20 protein-coding genes are annotated in these 22,611 nt (G+C 58.6%); 4 read left to right on the plus strand and 16 right to left on the minus strand.

Features of this window, described 5'->3' with window-relative positions; all coding sequences use genetic code 11:
• Positions 1-342: 342 nt before the first annotated feature.
• Both CKW20_RS28420 and CKW20_RS28425 read left to right on the plus strand, forming a co-directional pair.
• Positions 343-1,032 (plus strand): energy-coupling factor ABC transporter permease, encoded by a 690-nt coding sequence (locus tag CKW20_RS28420; RefSeq protein WP_095055848.1) that lies wholly within the window; start codon positions 343-345, stop codon positions 1,030-1,032.
• Positions 1,033-1,095: 63 nt separating this feature from the next.
• Positions 1,096-1,311: a hypothetical protein gene (locus CKW20_RS28425; RefSeq protein ID WP_007938959.1), complete on the plus strand. Its 216-nt coding sequence runs from the start codon at positions 1,096-1,098 to the stop codon at positions 1,309-1,311.
• Between the two features lie 9 nt (positions 1,312-1,320).
• On the opposite strand, the gene yacG is transcribed toward CKW20_RS28425, so the two are convergent.
• From yacG to pilB, 5 genes are read right to left on the minus strand one after another with little or no spacing between them, the layout of a single operon-like run.
• Complete coding sequence (gene yacG, locus CKW20_RS28430) at positions 1,321-1,521, minus strand: DNA gyrase inhibitor YacG (protein ID WP_095055849.1); 201 nt, start codon at positions 1,519-1,521, stop codon at positions 1,321-1,323.
• Positions 1,518-2,141, minus strand: a complete 624-nt coding sequence (gene coaE / locus CKW20_RS28435) for a dephospho-CoA kinase (RefSeq protein ID WP_095055850.1) — start codon at positions 2,139-2,141, stop codon at positions 1,518-1,520. The genes yacG and coaE overlap by 4 nt, the downstream gene beginning before the upstream one ends.
• Positions 2,138-3,010: an A24 family peptidase gene (locus CKW20_RS28440; protein WP_095055851.1), complete on the minus strand. Its 873-nt coding sequence runs from the start codon at positions 3,008-3,010 to the stop codon at positions 2,138-2,140. The genes coaE and CKW20_RS28440 overlap by 4 nt, the downstream gene beginning before the upstream one ends.
• A 1-nt stretch (position 3,011) precedes the next feature.
• Positions 3,012-4,229 carry a type II secretion system F family protein gene (locus CKW20_RS28445; protein WP_095055852.1) on the minus strand — a complete coding sequence of 406 codons (1,218 nt, stop codon included), beginning with the start codon at positions 4,227-4,229 and terminating at the stop codon, positions 3,012-3,014.
• A 2-nt stretch (positions 4,230-4,231) separates the two neighbouring features.
• Entirely contained in the window at positions 4,232-5,932 is a 1,701-nt protein-coding gene (gene pilB, locus CKW20_RS28450) for a type IV-A pilus assembly ATPase PilB (protein WP_095055853.1), read from the minus strand.
• A 226-nt stretch (positions 5,933-6,158) separates the two neighbouring features.
• Between pilB and CKW20_RS28455 the strand changes: the two genes are divergently transcribed.
• Positions 6,159-6,587 (plus strand): pilin, encoded by a 429-nt coding sequence (locus CKW20_RS28455; protein WP_095055854.1) that lies wholly within the window; start codon positions 6,159-6,161, stop codon positions 6,585-6,587.
• Positions 6,588-6,905: 318 nt separating this feature from the next.
• Entirely contained in the window at positions 6,906-7,262 is a 357-nt protein-coding gene (locus CKW20_RS28460) for a BON domain-containing protein (RefSeq protein ID WP_095055855.1), read from the plus strand.
• A 187-nt stretch (positions 7,263-7,449) separates the two neighbouring features.
• Here the strand turns inward: CKW20_RS28460 and CKW20_RS28465 are convergent, their stop codons facing one another.
• The 11 genes from CKW20_RS28465 to CKW20_RS28515 all read right to left on the minus strand — a co-directional run bounded on the left by CKW20_RS28465 (position 7,450) and on the right by CKW20_RS28515 (position 22,592).
• Positions 7,450-7,746 carry a DUF2845 domain-containing protein gene (locus tag CKW20_RS28465; RefSeq protein ID WP_095055856.1) on the minus strand — a complete coding sequence of 99 codons (297 nt, stop codon included), beginning with the start codon at positions 7,744-7,746 and terminating at the stop codon, positions 7,450-7,452.
• The gene (locus CKW20_RS28470) at positions 7,746-10,736 is read right to left on the minus strand and encodes a DUF748 domain-containing protein (protein WP_176466972.1); all 2,991 of its coding nucleotides are present in this window, start codon (positions 10,734-10,736) and stop codon (positions 7,746-7,748) included. Before CKW20_RS28470 ends, CKW20_RS28465 begins: the two co-directional genes overlap by 1 nt.
• A 61-nt stretch (positions 10,737-10,797) precedes the next feature.
• Positions 10,798-11,814: a class I SAM-dependent rRNA methyltransferase gene (locus CKW20_RS28475; RefSeq protein ID WP_095055857.1), complete on the minus strand. Its 1,017-nt coding sequence runs from the start codon at positions 11,812-11,814 to the stop codon at positions 10,798-10,800.
• 213 nt (positions 11,815-12,027) lie between these two features.
• Positions 12,028-13,965 (minus strand): acetate--CoA ligase, encoded by a 1,938-nt coding sequence (gene acs / locus CKW20_RS28480; RefSeq protein WP_095055858.1) that lies wholly within the window; start codon positions 13,963-13,965, stop codon positions 12,028-12,030.
• A 109-nt stretch (positions 13,966-14,074) separates the two neighbouring features.
• Entirely contained in the window at positions 14,075-15,739 is a 1,665-nt protein-coding gene (pgi, locus tag CKW20_RS28485; RefSeq protein ID WP_095055859.1) for a glucose-6-phosphate isomerase, read from the minus strand.
• A gap of 229 nt (positions 15,740-15,968) precedes the next feature.
• Positions 15,969-16,349, minus strand: coding sequence for an aspartate 1-decarboxylase (gene panD, locus CKW20_RS28490; RefSeq protein ID WP_008153310.1), 381 nt, complete (start codon positions 16,347-16,349; stop codon positions 15,969-15,971).
• A 195-nt stretch (positions 16,350-16,544) separates the two neighbouring features.
• Complete coding sequence (gene panC / locus CKW20_RS28495) at positions 16,545-17,405, minus strand: pantoate--beta-alanine ligase (RefSeq protein ID WP_095055860.1); 861 nt, start codon at positions 17,403-17,405, stop codon at positions 16,545-16,547.
• Positions 17,402-18,202: a 3-methyl-2-oxobutanoate hydroxymethyltransferase gene (panB, locus tag CKW20_RS28500; protein WP_095055861.1), complete on the minus strand. Its 801-nt coding sequence runs from the start codon at positions 18,200-18,202 to the stop codon at positions 17,402-17,404. The genes panC and panB overlap by 4 nt, the downstream gene beginning before the upstream one ends.
• Positions 18,203-18,556: 354 nt before the next feature.
• On the minus strand, positions 18,557-19,042 hold the full coding sequence (gene folK / locus CKW20_RS28505; protein ID WP_095055862.1) for a 2-amino-4-hydroxy-6-hydroxymethyldihydropteridine diphosphokinase: 486 nt from the start codon (positions 19,040-19,042) through the stop codon (positions 18,557-18,559).
• Positions 19,043-19,045: 3 nt separating this feature from the next.
• Positions 19,046-20,446, minus strand: coding sequence for a polynucleotide adenylyltransferase PcnB (locus tag CKW20_RS28510; RefSeq protein ID WP_095055863.1), 1,401 nt, complete (start codon positions 20,444-20,446; stop codon positions 19,046-19,048).
• 709 nt (positions 20,447-21,155) lie between these two features.
• Entirely contained in the window at positions 21,156-22,592 is a 1,437-nt protein-coding gene (locus tag CKW20_RS28515; RefSeq protein ID WP_095055864.1) for a sigma-54 dependent transcriptional regulator, read from the minus strand.
• Positions 22,593-22,611 lie beyond the last annotated feature (19 nt).

Raw genomic sequence — 22,611 nt, forward strand, 5'->3', positions numbered from 1 at the left:
CAACTTGACCATGACACTGGCCGGTGCCTTTTTTTCAAACCGCGCTAGAACTTCTGCCCACATCGTTTTCGTCACCCTGACTGGAGTTTTGGGGGGATTCTAAACGAAGACCTTGAAAGGGCTGGCTGTAAGAGCGGAACCAATAGCCGCCGTGACCACAGAAACGGATATGTACACCCTCAAAATCGCGAAGATGTGTGCGGCTAGAACAGCGATTCGGCCAGTCAGAAACGCCGGTATAGACTGAGAGCTATCACGACGGGAGAGACGCGTGAAATATAGAACAGTGTTGCTGCTCAGTCTTACGCTTGCGTGGGCCCAAGTACCGGAAAAGGCACGCCCATGATCGGCGCCGAACTGCTGTCACCGCAAAGCCTCACAGTGGGGTGGCTGATTTACGCGCCGGTACTGATCTGGGCTGTCTGTAGAGCACCCTGGGTCGAACTGTTCAGCGATAGCCGCCGTCAGCATCTGTTGTTCGGCACGGTGTTCGCGCTGTTCATGCTTTGGCTCGTGCGACGGGACTTTGATACGGGCGTGTCCTATCACTTCATCGGCATGACGGCAGTGACGTTACTGCTGGATTGGCCGTTGGCGATTGTCGGCGGGTTGGTCGCGCAAGTTGGATTGGTGCTGCTCGGACGGCAGGACATGGCGGCCATGGGGGTTAACGGCGCGTTGCTGATTCTGTTGCCGGTGCTGATCACCGAGTGCTGCGCAATCCTGGTCGAGCGCGCGCAGCCGCGTAATCCCTTTGTGTACATCTTCTGTTCCGGTTTTTTTGCCGCTGCGTTATCGGCCCTGTTGTGCCTGATTCTGGCGCTCACATTGCTGTGGTACGACGAACGCTTCGCCATGCCCTATTGGCTGATAGATTTTGTCGGTTACTTGTGGCTGCTGATTTTTCCGGAAGCGTTTATCAACGGCATGGTGGTCAGCGCATTGGTGGTGTTCTGCCCCGAATGGCTGGAGACGTTCAATCGCACGCGTTATCTTTCGGCGCCCTGGAAAGACGACGACCCCAAATCTTGATTCATATCAAATCCAAAAAACGTTGCCGAATCCATGCTCTGGAAAACCTTCAGGAGCAATGGCATGAGTGTGTATGAGTGGGCCCGGCAGGAGTTGCGTCAGAGTCTGGATGTGGCGCAAGAGGTGGGGTTCGATCCGGGGTTGAGCCTGCGCGCCTTGCTCAGTGCGGTGGTGCAGCAGAGCAAGGCGGTACGCAATATAGAAGACCTGGCCGATGAGTTGCGGTTTCTCGCCGAAAACCTCGACGAGGGCCAGGACTATGGCTTTATGCGGCCCTGAGGGTCGGAATCAATGACGCGGGTCGAAGTCGCCGCTGAACAATTCGTCCTCGGCATCGGGGGTCACCGGAATCTTGTGTTCTTCCGACGCCCAGGCGCCCAGGTCGATCAGTTTGCAACGGTCTGAACAGAATGGCCGGAACTTGTTCTCGGGGCTCCATTCGACAGGGGCGCCACAGGTTGGGCAATCGACGGTTGGGGTTTGGCTCATGACTGGCCTCCACGCAAAGTAAGGTAAAAATGATGCAGGCGTTCGACCTCGCTGTGCAGCCAGGCGAGGTCGCGGTCGTTGACCACCACATCGTCGGCATGGCTCACGCGGTCCTGTCGGCTGGATTGGGCCTTGAGGATCGCCTGGACCTGCTGCTCGCTGGTCTGGTCACGCTGCAGGGTGCGTTCGATCTGTAACTGTTCCGGGGCATCGATCACCAGGACCCGTTGGGTCATGGCGTACTGCCCGGACTCGATCAGCAGCGGCGAAACCAGAATCGCATAAGACGATTGTGCCTTGGCCAGATGGTGGGCGATTTCTTCGGCGATCAGCGGATGTAGCAGCGCTTCGAGCCAGCGGCGTTCATCCGGCACTTCGAAGATCAGCTTGCGCAGCGCCGCGCGATTCAGTTGGCCGTCGGCTTGCAGCACGCCGGGGCCAAAGTGCTCGGCGATCTTCGCCAGTGCCGGGCGACCGGGTTCGACCACCCAGCGAGCCGCATGATCGGCATCGACCACATGCACGCCCAAGTCGATGAAGTGCTGGGCTGCCGCGCTTTTGCCGCTGCCGATGCCGCCGGTCAGGCCGAGAATCCAGGGTTTTTCCACAGGGGTATTCATTTCAAACCGACAAACTGCCAATAGAAGCCGGTTATTTGACCACCCCAGAGCAAGGCAATCCAGCCGGCAATGGCCAGATAGGGGCCAAAGGGCAGCGGCGTCGAGGTTTTCGCGTCCCGCAGGCGCAGCAAAATCACCCCGATGATGGCGCCCAGCAGCGATGACAGCAGGATGGTCAGCGGCAGGATTTGCCAGCCACCCCAAGCGCCGAGCATCGCCAGCAGCTTGAAGTCACCGTAGCCGATGCCGTCCTTGCCGGTGATCAGTTTGAACAGCCAGAACACCGTCCACAGCGCCATGTAGCCGGCCACCGCGCCCCAAAACGCGTCATGCAGCGAGACGAAGAGCCCGAAACTGTTAACGATCAACCCCAGCCATATCAACGGCAGTACCAGCACGTCCGGCAACAGTTGGTGTTCGGCGTCGATCAGGCTCATTGCCAACAGGCCCCAGCTCAGGACCAGTACCATGCAGGCCTGCCAGCCGAAACCGAAATGCCAGGCAACGAATGCCGACAGCACGCCACAGGCCAGTTCGGTCAGTGGGTAACGTTTGCTGATCGGCGTCGCGCAGCTTGAGCATCGCCCACGTAAAAACAGATAACTGAGCACGGGAATGTTTTCCCACGCTCGAATCCGATGGCCACAGTGAGGGCACTCGGAGTGAGGCAGTATCAGGTTGTAAACCGGGCCGGGGGCTTCGGGTGGCAAATCCAGGACGTCATGGGCCTGCAAGCGCCATTCACGCTCAAGCATTTTCGGCAGGCGCCAGACCACCACGTTGAGAAAACTGCCGATCAGCAAGCCGATCACCCATGCAGTGATCACGAAGGTCAGCGGATTAAGACTCAGAAATTCGTTCAAGGACATATCAGATCGCTGAGCCGAGTTGGAAAATAGGCAGGTACATCGCCACCACCAGGCCGCCGACGATAACCCCCAGCACCACCATGATGAACGGTTCCATCAGACTGGTCAGGTTATCGACCATGTTATCCACTTCGTCCTCATAGAAGCTCGCGACCTTGTCGAGCATGTCGTCCAGCGCGCCGGACTCTTCGCCAATGGCCGTCATCTGGATGGCCATGGTCGGAAAGATACCGGAGGTGCGCATGGAAAAATTCAGCTGCATACCGGTTGAAACGTCCTGCTTGATGCGTAATACCGCTCGCTTGAACACGATATTGCCGGTCGCTCCCGCGACTGAATCCAGGGCTTCGACCAATGGCACCCCGGCGGCGAACGTCGTCGACAGCGTGCGGGCGAAACGGGCCACGGCGGACTTGTACATGAGCGCCCCAACCAACGGCAGTTTCAGCAGCCAGGTGTCCGTTCGGTCGCGAAAGCCCGGGGATTTTTTAAAGGCATGGCGAACGCCGAAGATCGCCGCACCCAGCACGCCGAGCACCATCCACCACCAGTCCTGCAAAAACTCCGACAAGCCAATGACCATCACGGTGAACGCCGGCAGCTCGGCGCCAAACCCCGAGAACACCGACTCGAACTGCGGCACAACCTTGACCAGCAAAATCCCGGTCACAATGATCGCGACGCACACCACCGCCAACGGGTAGGTCATGGCTTTCTTGATCTTGGCCTTGAGGCTTTCGCTCTTTTCCTTGTAGGTCGCCACCCGTTCCAGCAGGGTATCCAGGGCTCCGGCCTGCTCGCCGGCGTCCACTAGGTTGCAGTACAACTCATCGAAATACTGGGGCTTTTTGCGCAGGGCGGCGGCGAAGCTGTTGCCGGCCGCGACTTCCTGTTTCACCTCGTCGACCAGCTTGCGCATGTTCGGGTTATCGAAGCCCTCGCCGATAATGTCGAACGATTGCAGCAGCGGTACGCCGGCTTTCATCATGGTCGCCATCTGCCGGGTAAACAGGGCAATGTCCAGAGCCTTGATGCGTTTGCCGGCACGGAAAATGGACGCGGTTTTTTTCCGCACCTTGCCCGGATTGATGCCTTGCTTGCGTAACTGCGCCTTGATCAGCGCGGGATTCTGGCCGGTCAACTCGCCGGTCATTCTTGTGCCTTTTTTGTCTGTGCCTTCCCAGGCATATACGCTGATTTTCGCTGCTTTGACCGCCATGTTCAGTCCTTCGTGACCCGGTTGATTTCTTCAAGGCTGGTGATGCCTTGCATGGCCTTGAGCAGGCCCGAAGTACGCAGGTCGTTGAAACCGTCCTTACGCATCTGGATGTCGATTTCCAGTGAGTTGCCTTCGGCCATGATCAGCCGTTGCAGGTCTGGGGTGTTCTTTACCACTTCATAAATCCCTACTCGCCCTTTGTAACCGTTGTTGCACTGATCGCAACCGACCGGTTCATAGATCGTGAACGAGCCGATGCGTTCCTCGGGAAAACCTTCCTTGAGTAACGCCTCGCGGGGAATCTCGATGGGCTTTTTGCAATGGCTGCACAGTTTGCGCGCCAGGCGCTGGGCGATGATCAGGCTGACCGAAGTCGCGATGTTGAACCCCTGAATCCCCATATTGTGCAGACGGGTCAGGGTTTGCGCGGCGCTGTTGGTGTGCAGGGTGGAAAGGACCATGTGCCCGGTCTGGGCGGCCTTGATGGCAATCTCGGCGGTTTCGAGGTCGCGGATTTCGCCGACCATGATCACGTCCGGGTCCTGACGCAGAAACGAGCGCAGCGCCTGGGCGAAATCCAGTCCCTGCCTGGGATTGACGTTGACCTGGTTAATGCCTTCGATGTTGATTTCTACCGGGTCTTCGGCAGTGGAAATATTGATGTCGACGGTGTTGAGGATGTTCAGCCCGGTATAGAGCGACACGGTCTTGCCCGAGCCGGTGGGGCCGGTCACCAGGATCATCCCTTGTGGCTGCTTGAGGGCGGCCATGTACAGGTCTTTCTGGTCGGGCTCGTAGCCGAGGGCATCGATGCCCATTTGGGCACTGGACGGATCGAGGATCCGGATTACCACTTTCTCGCCCCACAGGGTCGGCAGGGTGTTGACCCGGAAGTCGATGGACTTGCTTTTGGACAGGCGCATCTTGATTCGCCCGTCCTGGGGTTTGCGCCGTTCGGAGATGTCGAGACTGGCCATGACTTTCAGTCGTGAAGCAATGCGATTGGCCAGTTGCGTCGGTGGCCTGGCGACTTCCCGCAGCATGCCATCGGTGCGCATCCGCACGCGGTAGATTTTTTCGTAGGGCTCGAAATGCAGGTCGGAAGAGCCGCTCTTGATCGCGTCGAGCAGCATCTTGTGGACGAAGCGCACCACGGGGGCATCATCGGCATCTTGCCCCACAAGGGCATCCTGTTTCTGCTCATCGACCGACTCGATGTCCACCCCGTCGAGGTCGACATCGGCCATGTCTTCCAGACCGGTGGAGTGGTTGTCGAAGAACTTTTCAATGGCGTCGCTGAGCTTGTCTTCCTCCACCAGGATGGCTTCGGTGCTCAGCCCGGTGCTGAACTGGATGTCGTTGATGGCTTGATGGTTGGTCGGGTCGGAAATCCCCACGAACAGTCTGTTACCACGCCGCCAGAGGGGCAGGGCGTGGTGCTGACGGACCAGCTTCTCGCTGACCAACCCTCGGGGTTGGGTGTCCTTGTCCAGGCAGTTGAGGTCCAGCAGGGCTATGCCGAAATGCTCCGAGGCTACTTCGGCGACCTGCCAGCTTTTTAGCAGTTTGTTTTGCACCAGATAGCTGACCAGCGAAATTCGATTGCGTTGGGCTTGCTGATACGCCTGTTGCGCACTTTGGTCGGTGATCAGCTCGGCCAGTACCAATTGCTTGGCCAGACCGCTAAGGGCGATGTCATTCATTGGAGTTCCGGAAGCAGGCATTGAATGACTTATAGCCTAGTCAAGCAGTGGAACCAAACCAGCCGGGGTGAGGTGACAAAAAGTGTCAGATAGTGCGGATCCTGGGAGTAGGAAAGATCTTTGCCGCGATCTCGTGCCCCACAGGCAGGGGCGCGTGCGGTTTGGCATGACCTGTGCTGTGCCTTGTTTAGATCATGAGATTTCGACTCATGCATGGAGCCTGTCTATGAAAAATCAAAATGGTTTTACCCTGATCGAACTGCTGATCGTGGTGGCGATCATCGGGATTCTGGCGACGTTTGCGTTGCCGCAGTATTCGAAGTACCAAGCGCGGGCGAAGGTTACCGCTGCGGTTGCAGAAATTTCGGCATTGAAGGTGCCTTTCGAAGACATCATCAATCAAGGCACTAACCCCTCACTCGCTAATACCGGCGGTACTTTGACCACAGGTAATTGCACGGTTGCGGTAGCGGGTACTGCCGCTGACGGTGCGGGCACTATTGGCTGCACGATTCTCAACGCACCGGGGCCGGTGCTCGGCAAAACCATTACGCTTACGCGCTCACTTACTGGCGGCTGGACTTGCGCCACGACAGTTGAGCAGGAATACGCGCCTAAAGGCTGCACCGGCGCTGCTGCTGCCGCTGCAGGCTGATCCATTGTCATCCTGCCAAATGCCCCCGCGTTTAAAGACGCGGGGCATTTTTTTGTTCGCTGTTTTTGGGGCGATTCAGATAATCGAGAAACCCCCGACAATTCATGGCCTTAGGCCTGCGTTAAAACCCGCAAGTTGCATGTAGATAATTTCGTAGTCATGCAATTTGCATGATTTCGAAAATTGCATTTTTTGTTAAGTTATTGATTTATAGATATTTATTTTTTATCGAGCCATTGGCACAACGTTCGCACTCTCTCTGGTAACCCTGCTGACAAGACTCGAAGCAGACTTTCCAGAAATACAGGAGTTACTCGTATGAAGACGTTCGCTATTGCTGCCGCTACTGCTACCGCTCTGACCCTGACCATGGCCACCGCTGCATTTGCACAGACCACTCAAGCGACTCAGGCACCCATGATGCTGGCCGCCGGTGAAGTCACTGAAGCGAAAGAGGATGTTTCCGATACCTGGATCACCACCAAAGTCAAAGCAGACCTGGTGACCGAAAAAGGCATCCCGGGCACCGATATCAAAGTCGAAACCAACAAAGGCGTTGTTTCCCTGTCTTCCATGACCGTTCTGACAGACGCTCAGAAAACAACCGCCGTGGCTATCGCCAAGAACATCAAAGGTGTCAAAGCGGTGTCCGCTGACGGCCTGAAATCCGAGTAAAACAAGGCTTCTCGCCTCGACCGGGAGAAGATGCGGTAGACGGGCCGAGTCATACGTCTGCCGCTTTTTTCAGAGTTCACGCGCAAGGCCACAAGGATGTAGCCATTACAGGCCCCGACATTTGTGTCGGGGCCTGTTCTATTTGCACTGCCGTAACCATAGATGTGGGAGCGAGCCGATTGTGGGCTCAGTTGCCGCGCTTGCTGGTGATTCGAACCAAGCGATTCCCTTCAAAGCGCAGGTACTGGTACATCCCGCTGTTAGGCCCGTAGGTCCATTCCTCGACCGCAAACTCTTCCCGCCGATTGGCGCTGCGCTTGTAGCCCAACAAGTCGCGGGCAACGGGCTCTCCGCATTTTTGCAGCACTTCGCCGGACCTGTCCCCCACGCTGATCAATTGACTGCCGCAGCGCAAGGTATCGGCCGCTGCTGCCTGGCCGGCAGCCAGCACCAGGGCCAGGCTCATAAGCCAGCGTGTGCCCATCACTCGGCATCCAGATGCATGGGCGTGATAACGCGGCCATCGCTTTCTGCCTCACCGAGGCTGGCGTCGATGAAGTACACGCGGTCATCGGCCAACTGACCCTTGTCCACCAGATAATCCTTGATACTGCTGGCCCGTTCTTGCCCCAGTTGACGCAACAGCACCTCGCTGGAACTCCAGAACGCGATCACGCCTTCACGCATTTTTTTACTGCGTTCTTCCTTGCCCAAGTCCTTCCATTCGGCGGGCGGCTGAGTCTTGAGACGTGTGCGGTAGATTCCTTCAAGCAGCGGGCCTTTCTCGTTGTCCGGCACTTGCAGCAATGAGGCCTGGGCCGGCACCTTGTCACCGCGACGCTGGAGCATTTTGTAGTAGTTGTACTGGTATTCCCGCTCCAGGCGTTGCTCGGCAATCAGCGGGCCATCGCTGCTCTTGGCGGCAGTGCCTTCGATTTCCAGGCGCAGGGCCGGACGTTCCTTGAGCGCTTGGGACAGTTTGACCAGCGCTGTTTCAGCGTCTTTGCTCAGGTCGCTTGAACCCGGTGCAAATGCCACGGTGCCCAAGTCTTCCGAACCACCGCCGCTGACCAGCCCGCCAATCATTTTGAATGGCGCTGCGGCGGCTTTCACGATCAGGTTGCGCAGGGTCTGCCAGATAATAGGCATGACACTGAATTGCGGGTTGTTCAGGTCGCCGCTTACCGGCAGCTCGATGGAAATCTTGCCGTCGACATCCTTGAGCAAGGCAATCGCCAGTTTCAGCGGCAGGCTCACCGCGTCCGGGCTGTCGACCTTTTCACCCAGTTGCAATTGCTCGACCACCACTTTGTTTTCGGCCAGGAGCTGGCCGTTGGTGATCTTGTAATGCAGGTCGAGATTGAGCCGGCCCTTGCGGATACGGTAGCCGGCGAACTTGCCGGAGTAGGGCGTCAAGGTCGTCAGTTCAACCCGTTTGAAACTGGTGGCGATGTCCAGGCTGGCCATCGGGTCGAATGGATTGACCGAACCCTTGATGGTCACCGGCGCATAGCGGTCGACCTTGCCTTTGACGTCAACGCTGGCCGGTTTCGCCTGCCGGCTGTCGATGGTGCCGATCTTCCCGTTGAGCTGTTGAACAGCTGTGGCGAAGTTCGGGGTCAGGCTGAAGTCGGCGAAGTTTGCCGAGCCGTCATTGATGGCAATGCCGCCAATGTGGATGCCCAGCGGTTTTTCTTTTCCGGCTGGCGGTTTGGCAGTAGCGGCGGTTGTGGCGCCGGAGTCGGCCGGTTGCGGGATCAACAGGTCATCGACGTTGGTGGTGCGATCATCGTTGATCATGAAGCGTGCATAGGGCTGGAACAGGTTGACCTTGTCGATCGACAGGCTGTCGCCATGCTGATAGTTCAGGCCTTCGAGCACCAACTGTTGCCACTTGAGGAAGTCGCGGGTTTTCAGGGTGTCGAGGGTATGCAGTTGATCGACCTGAGCGCGGCCGGTGACGCTGAACGCCAGCGGTTCGGTGCTTTTCAGGTCGACCGCCAGATCACTGCCCAGCATGCCGCTGCGCAGTTCGAGACGAATGAACGGGTTGATGTAGGACTGGGCGACGCGCAGGTCGATGTCCTTGGTCTGCACGTTCAGTTTGGCGCTGATCGGGGCCAGATTGACCACGCCATCCGCGGTGATCTTGCCTTGCTTGCCCACGCCGGTGTCGAGCTTGAGATTGAAAGGTGAGCCATTGAGGCTATCGAAATTTTGCAGGTCCAGGTTCAGCGGGCCCACCTCAAGCGCCACGGCGGGTTGTGCCTTGCGGTCGGCCAGATGCACCTGGTAATCGCGCAGTTGCACATCTTTGAGCAGCACCTGCCAGGGCTTGCTCGGCGTGGTCGGTTCAGGCTTCGGCGAATCGGCAGCCGCGGGTGTGCTGATCGGCTCGGCATTGGCCTTGGCGGTCGGTTTGGACGGTTGGCTGGCGAACAGCTTTTGCCAATCGAGTTGCCCGTCGGTTTCGAGGGCGGCCCAGGTTTCCAGTTTCTGGCTGCGAATCTTGCCGACCACCACTTGCTGTTTGGCCAGATCCACGGTGGTTTCGCTGATGTCCAGCCGCTGGAGCTTCGCCAGCGGTCGACCGTCCGGAGCCTTGATGGCGAAAGGCGCGACGCTGACCGCGACATTGCTCAGCAGCAGTTCGGTTTCCTTGGCCAGGTTGAGTTTGTAATCGGTGCTGAGGCTGACGACGCCATCTTCGAGCACGAGTGGCACAGCATCGCGCACATAGGGCCAAAAGGATTTCATCTTGCCATCGGTGATTTTCAGCTTACCTTCGGAGGCGATCGGGATCAGGCTGAAATTACCGGTCCAGTCGATCTGTCCACCTGCCGGACCGATGGCGACCAACGTCATGTCGGCGCTGTCTTCGGGCAAGGTGCTGAGGTTTTTCAGTTCGAAATCGAGTTTGTCGTAGAGGAATTCGATGGGTTCGCTGGGCCGTGCATCCTGGAAATGTACGGAGCCACCGGCCAGTTTGATCCGCTCTACGCGCAGCGGGAATGGTTTGGCGTCCGGATCGACCGGGGTCGGTTCGCTGGCGGGGATGTTAAACAGCCCGAGCAGGTTGAGTTTGCCGTCCTTGCCGAAGAGAATTTCGGTCTTGGGTTTGTCCAGTTCGATATCGGACAAGTGCAGCGCCTTGGTCCAGAGGCTGTCGATCTGCAGGTTGGCGTACAGACGTTCGAAGCCTACTTGCTCCTTGCCCGGCTCGCCGACGACCAGGCCCCAAAGGGTGACTTCAAGGCTGAAGGGGTTGAGTTCGATCCGCTGAATCGTAGCGGGCGTCGTGGCGTAGTTGGCCAATTGTTGGTTGGCAATCCGCAACGCGATACCCGGCAGAATCAGAAACCCCAGCAGGCTGTAAAGAGCCAGGGCAGTCAACAAGGCGCCGATAGCGCGAATCAATCCTTTGGGCATGTGCGGCTTCAACTGTCGGAATCGGAGTGCCTTGGAGTATGGCATGCGTTTGCGGTTCCGAAGCAACCACGCTTTATAGGATTTATCTGATTATCGGTGCGGATTTTCAGAGCTGCAGGATCAGCGTTTTCAGCGGCGGCTGTTGATCCATCGACGGGAAATCGCTGCCCGGTGTCAGCGTTGTCCACTCACGCACCGGGCGCCCGGCTTTCTCTGCGCAGCGCAAAACCTGCTCGCGCCAATCGTCCATGCCGACCTTCGCCAGGTTGTTGCAGCAGATCAGCACGCCGTCGTCGGCAGTGGTCAGCAGCGCCGGTTTGAGCAGGCTCTGATAGTCACGCAATAGGTCAACGGTGCCGAAAGCGCTCTTGGCCCAGGCCGGAGGATCAAGCAGCACCAAATCGTACTGACGCGGCTCCAGACGTTGATAGCTCGGCAGTTTCTGACCGCGACGCTGGCTGATCGGCAGGCCGGCCAGTTGGCGGATCGCCGGGAAATAATCGGACTGGATGAACTCCATCGTCGGCAATTGCGGGTTGAGCAGACCGTTCTCACGACCGACCGCCAGATTGCCCTCGGCAAAGTCCAGGTTGCACACCTCGCTCGCACTACCGGCCGCGGCGCTGAGGCCAACGCCACAGGTATAGGCAAACAGGTTCAGCACACTTTTGTTTTTGCTGTGCGCCTTGACCCAGCCGCGAGCGTTGCGCAGATCAAGAAACAGCAACGGGTCCTGGCCGGCGTGGCGCCCGCGAACCCGGTAGTTCAGTCCCCATTCGTGGCCGATCAAATCTTGCAGGGCAGCTTCGTCGGCGCGGTAGACGGTGTCTTCGCGGTCGATGCGCGAGTTGCCGCGGGAACGGTCGTTGTAGACCAGCAGGGTGTCGAGGCCCAGCTGTTGATTGACGATCTCGTGCAACTGCAGCAGAGCGTCACGCTCCAGTGCCTGATGAAAACTCTGCACCAACAGTTGCGGGCCATAGCGGTCGATGGTCAGGCCGCCGGCGCCTTCCTGGCTGCCGTGGAACAGGCGATAGCAATCGGTGCCTTGCTGATGCAGCTCGGCGAGCAGGTCCTGGCGACGATCGAGGGCGGCGCACAGCGCCTGATTCAAGGAAGACATGCTGGGCGCCTTGCAGGAGGGAATTGGGGGCGCGGGAGTTTAACAGCTTGAACGATGAAGAACCTGTGCCTGTACCTGTAGGAGCGAGGCTTGCCCGCGAAAGCGGTGTGTCAGGCGACATTAATGTTGACTGTGCCGCCGTCTTCGCGGGCAAGTCGGATCGCCGCACCGCTCGCTCCTACAGGGATGTGATGGCCAATGCACAACACGGGCTCATTGGTTCAGCCGCTGATCGATCAGTCCTTGCACCACGCTCGGGTCGGCGAGGGTCGAGGTATCGCCCAGGCTGTCCAGTTCGTTGCAGGCGATCTTGCGCAGAATGCGTCGCATGATCTTGCCCGAACGGGTTTTCGGCAGGGCCGGAGCCCACTGGATCAAGTCCGGTTTGGCGAAGCTGCCGATTTCCTTGCTGACATGCGCCAGCAATTGTTTCTTCAATTCGTCATTGGGTTCGGTGCCATTCATGGGCGTGACGAAGGCATAGATGCCCTGGCCTTTGACATCGTGGGGATAACCGACCACGGCGGCTTCGGCGATGCTGTCGTGCAGCACCAGCGCGCTCTCCACTTCGGCGGTGCCAATGCGATGCCCGGAGACGTTGATCACGTCGTCGATGCGCCCGGTGATCCAGTAGTCGCCATCCTCGTCACGGCGTGCGCCATCGCCGGTGAAGTAATAGCCGGGGTAGGGCTTGAAGTAGGTTTCGATCATCCGTTTCGGGTCGCCGTAGACGCTGCGAATCTGCGCCGGCCAGCTGGACTTGATGGCCAGTATGCCGCTGCCGGCGCCTTTGATTTCCTTGCCGTGTTCATCGAGCAGTACCGGTTGCACGCCGAACATCGGTTGGGTGGCGCAACCGGGTTTGAGCCGTTGGGTGCTGACCAGCGGGCTGAGCATGATGCCGCCGGTTTCGGTCTGCCACCAGGTATCGACAATCGGGCAACGCTGCTCGCCGACCGTATTGAAATACCATTCCCAGGCTTCCGGGTTAATCGGCTCACCGACGGTGCCGAGTAATCGCAGGCTCTCGCGGGACGTTTCCTTCAACGGCTCGGGGCCTTCACGCATCAGCGCGCGCAGGGCGGTTGGCGCGGTGTAGAAGATGTTCACGTGGTGCTTGTCGATCACCTGCCAGAAGCGCGAAGTGCTGGGGTAGCTCGGCACGCCTTCGAAGATCAGCGTGGTCGCCCCATTGGCCAGCGGCCCGTAGACGATGTAGCTATGGCCGGTGACCCAGCCGACATCGGCGGTGCACCAGAAGACTTCACCGTCGCGATAATCGAGCACGTACTTGAAAGTCATTGCCGCTTGCAGCAAATAGCCGCCGGTGGTGTGCAGCACGCCTTTGGGTTTGCCTGTACTGCCAGAGGTGTAGAGGATAAACAGCGGGTCTTCGGCGTCCATCGGCTCTGGCGGGCAGTCGTCGCTGACATCGCGCAAAGCCTGGTGGTACCAGATGTCCCGGTCGTCGACCCAGTTGACCTGGTTTTGGGTGTGCTCGACCACGATCACGGTGTTCACGTCCGGGCAGCTTTGCAGCGCCGTGTCGACGTTCTGTTTGAGCGGCACGAATTTACCGCCGCGCACGCCTTCGTCGGCAGTGATCACGGTGCGGCAATCGGCGTCGAGGATCCGGTCACGCAACGAGTCCGGGGAGAATCCACCGAACACCACCGAATGAATCGCGCCGATCCGCGCGCAGGCGAGCATGGCGTAGGCAGCTTCGGGAATCATCGGCATGTAGATGCACACGCGGTCGCCTTTCTTCACGCCACGGCTTTTGAGCACGTTGGCCAGTCGACAGACGTTGTGATGGAGTTTTTTGTAGGTGATCTGGGCGGATTCGGCGGGGTCATCGCCTTCCCAGATAATCGCGATTTGCTCGCCGCGTTTTTCCAGGTGACGGTCGATGCAGTTATAACTGACGTTTAATTTCCCGCCGGCGAACCAGCTTGCCTCGCCGGTTTTCAAGTCATAACGCTGGACAGTCTGCCAAGGCGCGCTCCAGTCGAGAAAGCGGGTGGCCTGTTCGGCCCAGAAGGTGCTGGGGTGTTCGATGGATTGGCGGTACAGGCGTTGATAGTCGTCTTGACTTAACTGTGCAGCCCGGCGGACGGCATCGGCTTTGGGGAACGTGCTGATATCGAACATGACGGTTCCTTCTTCTTGTTTTGCGACAAGAGGGGAGCTGCGCGACCCTCGTAGGAGCTGGCAAGCCAGCTCCTACAAGGTTAGTACGCCCCGTAGGAATGGCGTCAAATCACCCGCGGTGACGACCGCGGAAGTAGTTGATCAGGCCTTGGGTGGAAGCATCGTCGGCGGGGGTTTCTTCGCTGCCGACCAGGCGGTTGTAGACGCCTTTGCCCAGCTCTTTACCAAGCTCCACACCCCACTGATCGAAGGCGTTGATGCCCCAGACCACGCTTTGCACGAAGACTTTATGTTCGTACAGCGCCACCAATGCGCCAAGACGACGCGGGCTGATGCGCTCGACCACCAAGGTGTTGCTCGGACGGTTGCCCGGGATCACCTTGTGCGCCGCCAGCTTCTGCACTTCGTCCTCGCTCATGCCCTTGTCACGCAGCTCGGCTTCGGCCTCGACACGGGTCTTGCCGAGCATCAGCGCCTGGCTTTGCGACAGGCAGTTGGCGTACAGCCACTGGTGGTGGTCGGCCACTGGATTGAAGCTGACGATCGGCACGATAAAGTCCGCCGGAATCAGCTGGGTGCCTTGGTGCAGCAACTGGTGGTAAGCGTGCTGACCGTTGCAGCCGACGCCGCCCCAGATCACCGGGCCGGTATCCGTGGACACTGGCGTGCCGTCCTGACGCACGCTCTTGCCGTTGGATTCCATGTCCAGCTGTTGCAAGTGTTTGGTGATGTTGCGCAGGTAGTGGTCGTACGGCAGGATCGCGTGGCTTTGCGCGCCCCAGAAGTTGCCGTACCAGACGCCGAGCAACGCCAGCAGCACCGGCATGTTCTGTTCGAATGGTGCGCTCTGGAAATGCTGGTCCATGGTGTAAGCACCGGACAGCAGCTCCTTGAAGTTCGACATGCCGATGGCCAGGGCAATCGGCAAACCGATAGCCGACCACAGCGAGTAACGCCCGCCGACCCAGTCCCACATAGGGAAGATGTTTTCTTCGCGAATACCGAACGCCACCGCTGCCGCGTTGTTGCTGGAAACGGCGATAAAGTGACGGTACAGCTCGGCTTCCGAACCACCCTGAGCCAGGTACCAGGCGCGTGCAGCCTGGGCGTTTTTCAGGGTTTCGAGGGTGTTGAAGGATTTCGACGAGACGATGAACAGCGTGGTCTCGGCGCGCAGCTTCATGGTCAGTTCATGGAATTCACTGCCGTCGATGTTCGCCAGGTAATGGCAGCGCACGCCTTTCTGGGCGTAGGACAGCAGTGCTTCGGACACCAGCTCAGGGCCGAGGAACGAGCCACCGATGCCGATGTTCACCACGTCAGTGATCGGCTTCTCGGTGTACCCGCGCCACAGACCATCGTGGATGCGGCCCACGAGATCGGTGATCTGGTTCAACACCTTGTGCACATCGGGCATCACGTTGACGCCGTTGACCGACAGCTTGTCGCCCACCGGGCGGCGCAGTGCGGTGTGCAGGGCCGGACGGCCTTCGGAAGAGTTGACGATTTCGCCACTGAACAGCGCTTTGATCGCGCCTTGGAGATCGACTTCGTTGGCCAGGCCCACCAGCAGATTGCGGGTCTCGGCATTGATCAGGTTTTTCGAGTAGTCGAGAAACAGGCCGCAGCTGCTGAGGGTGAATTGAGTAAAGCGCTGCGGATCGGCATTAAAGGCTTCGCGCATGCTGAAATCCTGCATGGCTTGGCGGTGGTCATTCAGCGCTTGCCAAGCGGGCAGAGCGGTAACGTCGTGAGGAGTGCGGTAATACGCCATCGCTGCGGTTTTCCTTTTACTTGAACGGCCTTTTGAACACTAAAAATCCCGGAGCGCTGTGGGTGAGCGTCCGGTCAACTGCGTCGACACGATTTTCTGGCGCAGGGCGAATACAGTAAACCTCGCGCTGCAATCTGTCTTGACTTTGTCTGACCTGCTCCCGGTACTTTTTTAACATTTAACCGGGAACGGTCCGACAAACGGAAGGCTGAAAGGGGGAGCGGTTCGATCAGGCGACCTGAACCGGAATGGCATTGCTGGTGTGGCTCAGTTCGTTACCCGGCGCCATGTAGAGCATGCGTGGCTTGAAGTTGAGCAGTTCGGCTTCGCTGTAGTGGGCGTAAGCGCAGATGATCACACGATCGCCGACCTTGGCCTTGTGCGCTGCGGCACCATTGACCGAAATCATGCGCGAACCTTCTTCGCCACGAATTGCGTAGGTGGTAAAGCGTTCGCCGTTGTCGATGTTGTAGATCTGGATCTGTTCGTACTCACGGATGCCGGACAGGTCCAGCCATTCGCCGTCGATGGCGCAGGAACCTTCGTAATCGAGTACAGCATGGGTGACTTCGGCGCGATGCAGCTTGGCCTTGAGCATGATGGCGTGCATGAGTGTTTCCCCAGGTCGGAATCGAACGGCGGGCAGTTTGCCCGAAGGCTTTGTGGGCGGCAATACAGTCTGGAAACAGACGCAGATCCAATGTGGGAGCGAGCCTGCTCGCGATTAGGCCATCACATTCAACATTGATGTCGACTGTAAGATTGCTATCGCGAGCAGGCTCGCTCCCACAGGGTTTGGTGGTGTTTATGCGGGCGCGTCGAGATTCAGATGCAGGTTGTCGATCAACCGCGTCGTGCCCAGGAACGCCGCCACCAGAATCACCAGATCCCGATCTTCCACCGTCGCCGGACGCAAGGTCAGCGCATGGCGAATTTCCAGATAATCCACACGCAGGCCAGCGGCTTCAAGCTGTCTGATCTGCTCGTTGATCAACGTCGGGTAATCGCGCTCGCCCTGTTTGATCGCGTCGCTGATCCGGGTCAGGGTGCGATAGACCTCTGGCGCGATGGCCCGTTGTTCTTCGCTGAGGAACCCATTGCGCGACGACAGCGCCAGGCCATCGGCCGCACGCACGGTAGGTTCGCCGATGATCTGGATCGGCATGTTCAGGTCATGCACCAGGGCACGAATCACCGCCAGTTGCTGGAAGTCTTTCTGGCCGAAGATCGCCAAATCCGGCTGGACCATGTTGAACAGCTTGCTGACGACAGTCGCCACCCCTTCAAAATGCCCCGGACGGCTGGCGCCGCACAGGCCTTCGGAGAGTTGCGGAACGCTGACGCGGGTCTGACCGGCCATGCCGTCGGGGTACATTTCTTCGACGGTCGGTGCGAACAGCAGATGGCAACCGGCCTGAAGCAACTTCTCCTGATCGGCGGCCAGGGTTCGCGGATATTTGTCGAGGTCTTCGCCGGCGCCGAATTGCAGCGGGTTGACGAAAATGCTTGCGACCACGAAATCCACCCGTTGGGTGGCTTTGGTAATCAGTGCGACATGCCCGCTGTGCAGGTTACCCATGGTCGGTACGAAGCCGATGCGCTTGCCTTCGTTACGGGCGCGGGCCACGGCGGCCCGCAGTTCGCGTACGGTTTTTACGGTGTTCATGCAGAGAATCCGTGTTCAATGCCAGGGAAAGTCGCCGCTTTGACTTCAGTGACGTAAGCGCTCAAGGCGGCTTGAATGCTGGTTTGATCAATCATGAAGTTCTTCACGAATTTTGGTACGCGGCCGGTAATGGACAAGCCAAGCATGTCATGCAGGACCAGTACCTGACCGTCGGTGCCATTGCCGGCACCGATGCCGATCACCGGGATCGTCACCGCCTGGGAAATTTCTTCGGCCAGTTCGCTGGGCACGCATTCGAGCAGCAGCATGGCCGCGCCGGCCTCCTCCAGAGAAATCGCGTCGGCACGCATTTGCCGTGCCTGGTTCTCGTTGCGGCCTTGGACTTTATAGCCGCCGAGGATGTTGACCGATTGTGGTGTCAGCCCCATGTGCGCGCACACCGGGATGCCACGTTCGGCCAGCAGACGGATCGAGTCCGCGAGCCACAAAGCGCCTTCAACTTTGACCATATGGGCGCCGGCCTGCATCAACAGGGCGCTGTTGGTCATGGTTTGTTCGAGGGTGGCGTAGGCCATGAAGGGCAGGTCGGCGAGGATCAGGGCATCGGCGTTGCCACGTTTGACGGCCGCCACGTGGTAGGCCATTTCAGCGGTGGTCACTGGCAGGGTGCTGTCGTGACCTTGCAAGACCATGCCGAGGGAGTCGCCCACCAGCAGCACTTCAACCCCTGCCTCATTGCAGGCATGGGCGAAGGTCGCGTCATAGCAGGTCAGCATGGTGATCTTTTCACCTTTCTGCTTGAGGCTCTGGAGCGTGGTCAGGGTGATGGCTGGCATGAAAAAATCCTCATTACAGGCGCTATGGAAACTACTGCGAGTAACGCGCGTGATTCGTCATTTATACAGGCGCACCTTCTTTCGTGGTGCTTGTAAGGCCTGGATTGCGCCCTTTAGCGCCGCGTTGGCGGCAGCGGGACGCCTATAGTCGTGAGGAGAACCCGGGAAGTCAATTGCATGTGTTACCGCGTTGTTACGTGTGGGTTGTTACCGGCGTTACTGATGATGCGATTCAGCAATTGGAGAAGTTCTGATCCACACGAATCCCTGTAGGAGCGGGCTTGCCCGCGAAAGCGGTGTAACAGTCGATATTGATATGGTCCCTTCGCGAGCAAGCCCGCTCCTACAGGGGTGTCAATTTATAGAGATGCGTTCCAACCCAACGAACGGGCAGGCAGCGAGCAATTCCGTGAGGCTGCGGCCATCGGCCAGGCGCAAATCCGCCGGTGCCAGCTCGGCCAGCGGATAGAGCACAAAGGCCCGTTCCTGCAGGTGGTAGTGGGGGACTTTGAGACGAGGTTCGTCGATCAGTCGATCGCCGAACAGCACGATATCCAGATCCAGCGTGCGCGGGCCCCAACGTTCAAGGCGCTCGCGGCCTTGGCCATTCTCGATGGCTTGTAGCGCATCAAGCAGGTCCAGCGGGGCGAGGTGGCTATCGAGGGCGGCGACCGCGTTGGTGTAACGCGGTTGACCGGGCAGCAGCGAGTCGCTTTGATAAAACGCTGAAACGCCGACCAGTTCGGTTTGCGGCAACTGCGCCAGCGCTTCGACAGCGCTGCGCAATTGTTGCGTGGGGTCAGCCAGATTGCTGCCCATGCCGATGTAGATGCGTTCCATGGCTTACTCGCCTGTAGCGCTCGGTGCACCGGCAGCGCGCTTGCGCTTGGCACCGCCGCTGCGGCGCCGTTTGCGCGGAGCGCCGGTACCGTCGTCCTTGCCGCTCAGATCGCGGATCATGTCCCGGCGTTCGCTGTCATTGGCGTCCTGATAGTCGGTCCACCATTCGCCCAGGCCATCGGTCTGTTCACCGGCGCTTTCACGCAGCAGCAGGAAGTCGTAACCGGCGCGGAAACGTGGGTTGTCCAGCAACAAGTCGGCGCGTTTGCCGCTGCGCCGTGGCAGACGCTCCTGCATGTCCCAGATCTCGCGGATCGGCATGGTGAAGCGTTTCGGAATGGCGATGCGCTGGCACTGTTCGGCGATCAACTCGTGAGCGGCTTCCTGCATCGCCGGAATCGGCGGCATGCCGCGTTCTTGCAGGCGCAACACACGGGCCGGCAGGGCAGGCCAGAGCAGGGCGGCAAACAGGAACGCCGGGGTCACCGGTTTGTTCTGCTTGATCCGCAGGTCTGTGTTGATCAACGCTTCACTGATCAGCGTGTGGGTGTAGGTCGGGTTGTATTCCAACGCTGTCGCACTGGCCGGGAACAGCGGATCGAACAGCTGCAGGTCGACCAGCATTTCGAAGGTGTCCGCGGCGTGGCCGGAGAGGAACAACTTGAGCACTTCTTCGAACAGACGAGCCGACGGGATCTCGCGCAGCATCGGCGCCAGTTCGCGGATGGGCGTGGCGCTGTGTTTTTCGATGCCGAAATTCAGCTTGGCGGCAAAACGCACGGCCCGCAGCATCCGCACAGGGTCTTCCTGGTAGCGTTGCTTCGGATCGCCGATCAGGCGGATCAGGTGATTGCGGATGTCGTGTACGCCGTTGGCGTAATCGAGAATGCGCTCGCTGACCGGATCGTAATACAAGGCGTTGATGGTGAAGTCGCGACGTTGCGCGTCCTCTTCCAGGGTGCCATAGACGTTGTCGCGCAGAATGCGCCCGCTTTCGTTACGGGAAGACTGGTTGCTGTCTTCTTTCTCATCGTTTTGCGGGTGATTGGCGCGGAAGGTCGCGACTTCAATGATTTCGCGACCAAAGTGGATATGCACCAGTTTGAAACGCCGACCAATGATCCGCGCGTTGCGGAATTCGGCGCGTACCTGTTCAGGCGTGGCGCTGGTGGCGACGTCGAAATCTTTTGGCGTGATGCCGAGCAGCATGTCACGCACACAGCCGCCGACCAGGTAAGCCTGGTAACCGGCGTTCTGCAGGCGTTCGACGATATTCACCGCATAACGGCTGAATTGTGCTTTTTGCAGCGAATGTTGGCCGCTGTTGAGCACTTCAGGCGTACTGCGAATGTGTTGCGTATGACGCTTAGGAGAACGGAATGACTGGAACAACTTCTTCAGCATGGGATGCACTGTTTGAAGGAATGTTCGGCCATAACGAAGAATGACCGCATGATGGGCGGGGATTCTAGCATTTAGTCGGGGGATGGTGTAGGAAGCTGCGCAAGCGTGTGAAGGGGATGTCGGCAGCAGGGTCAAACGGCAGAAACCACAAGGGGAGCCGAAGCTCCCCAAGAAGTAGTTGCGTGCTCTATTTTTATTATTGGTTTCGGGCTTCTTGTTTTTGTTGAGCGCCCTCGCCATGAAGTTTTCCTTCATGACCCTCCCAATCGGGAGCCAAGAGCAAACGGATTGCTTTGGTCGCTGTGTTGCTGTGATCGTTCGATCCAACCAGTTCAGGCACTGTCTTGGGACAGTTTTTTATTGTTCTCGGCCTGGTCGTGGGGCAAGCCCCAAATGCAACGCCTCTCCAAAAGAATCAGTTAGCTACGCCTCTCGCCGTCTTGTTTTTATTGTGCGTGAGTCGATACGTCTTATTTTTATTGTCTTGTACATTGCTTGTTATTGTTCTTGTACCAGACATATAGCAGGGTGCGTGCCAACTTTTGTGAAACCCAGTAAAACAAGGGGTTAGGCGGGCTAATGGTGTTTTTCGAGGCCCAAAAAAACCGGGGCTTCGTTACCGTAAGCCCCGGCTTCTGTTACGCGAAAAAACTGAGGTAACAGTTTTTTCACAATGTCATGTGTTACCCGCACATCCGACAGGTGCGGTTCAGCTCTCGCTGGCCACCCCGGTCTTGCGCCGCGGAATGCCCAGGCGCTGACGGCGTTCCCACAGGCATTTGCGACTGACCCCTAGTTTGCGAGCCAGTTCGGTTTCGGTCATGTGGTCCTGGTGCTCGAGAACGAAATGCTGGAAGTAGTCTTCCAGAGACAAATCTTCGGTAGGTTCGTGGCTGGTGTTACCGGCGCCATTGCCCTGCTGGGGCGCCAGGCCGATGAAGTCGTCATCATCCAGATCGCTCAGTTCGATGTCGATGCCCAGCAGCTCGGCGGAAATCTCCGGGCTTTCGCACAGAATCACGGCGCGCTCGACCGCGTTTTCCAGCTCGCGAACGTTACCCGGCCAGGAGTAATGCCGAATCGCCTGCTCGGCATCCAGGGCGAACTTCAGATCGGTGCGGTTGACCCGTGCGCTCTGTCTTGCGAGGAAAGCATTGGCAATTTCATTGACGTCCGCACCGCGCTCGCGCAGGGCCGGCAGCTTCAAGGCGATCACGTGAAGGCGGTAATATAAGTCTTCACGGAACTGGCCAATCTTCGCCAGGCTCTTGAGGTCTCGGTGGGTCGCGGCGATCAGGCGTACATCGACCTTCTGCGACTGCACCGAACCGACTCGACGGATTTCCCCTTCCTGCAACACACGAAGCAGGCGGGCCTGAGCTTCCAGTGGCAGTTCACCGATTTCATCGAGGAATAAAGTGCCGCCGTCCGCCGCTTCTACCAACCCGGCACGCCCGGCACTGGCGCCAGTGAACGCGCCTTTTTCGTGGCCGAACAGTTCGGACTCGATCAGGCTTTCCGGAATGGCCGCGCAGTTCACCGAAATCATCGGCGCCTTGGCGCGTTTGGACAGATTATGCAGGGCGCGTGCTACCAGTTCCTTACCAGTACCCGATTCACCCTGGATCAGGACATTGGAATCGGTCGGCGCGACTTTGCGGATTTTGCTGTAGAGGTCCTGCATCGGAGGACACGAGCCGATAATGCCGATCTCGCCGTTGCTGTTGTCGACACCGCTTTTCGCGGCGCCATTGGTCGTTTTGCCGACGACCGGTTCACCGCTGGCTTGCGCCGATTGCCGGTCACGCAGGATTCGCGCAACGGCCTGGAGCATTTCGTCGTGATCGAAAGGCTTGGCGATGTAATCCACCGCGCCCATCTTCATCGAGTCGACGGCCGAACGCAGGCTGGCGTAACTGGTCATGATCAGCACCGGGGTGCCCTGGCCAAGTTTGATCAACTCGGTACCCGGTGCGCCCGGAAGACGCAGGTCGCTGACGATCAGGTCAAATGTGGGGATGCTGAAACGCTCTTGTGCTTCCTGCACGGATCCGGCTTCGCTGACCTGGTACTGGTTACGTTCCAGCAGACGGCGCAAGGCGGAGCGGATAATTGTTTCGTCTTCGACGATCAAAATGTGCGGCATTGATTCGATACTCTCGACG

It is taken from the genome of Pseudomonas sp. Irchel s3b2 (assembly GCF_900187445.1).
In the GTDB taxonomy this organism is placed as follows: Bacteria; Pseudomonadota; Gammaproteobacteria; order Pseudomonadales; family Pseudomonadaceae; genus Aquipseudomonas.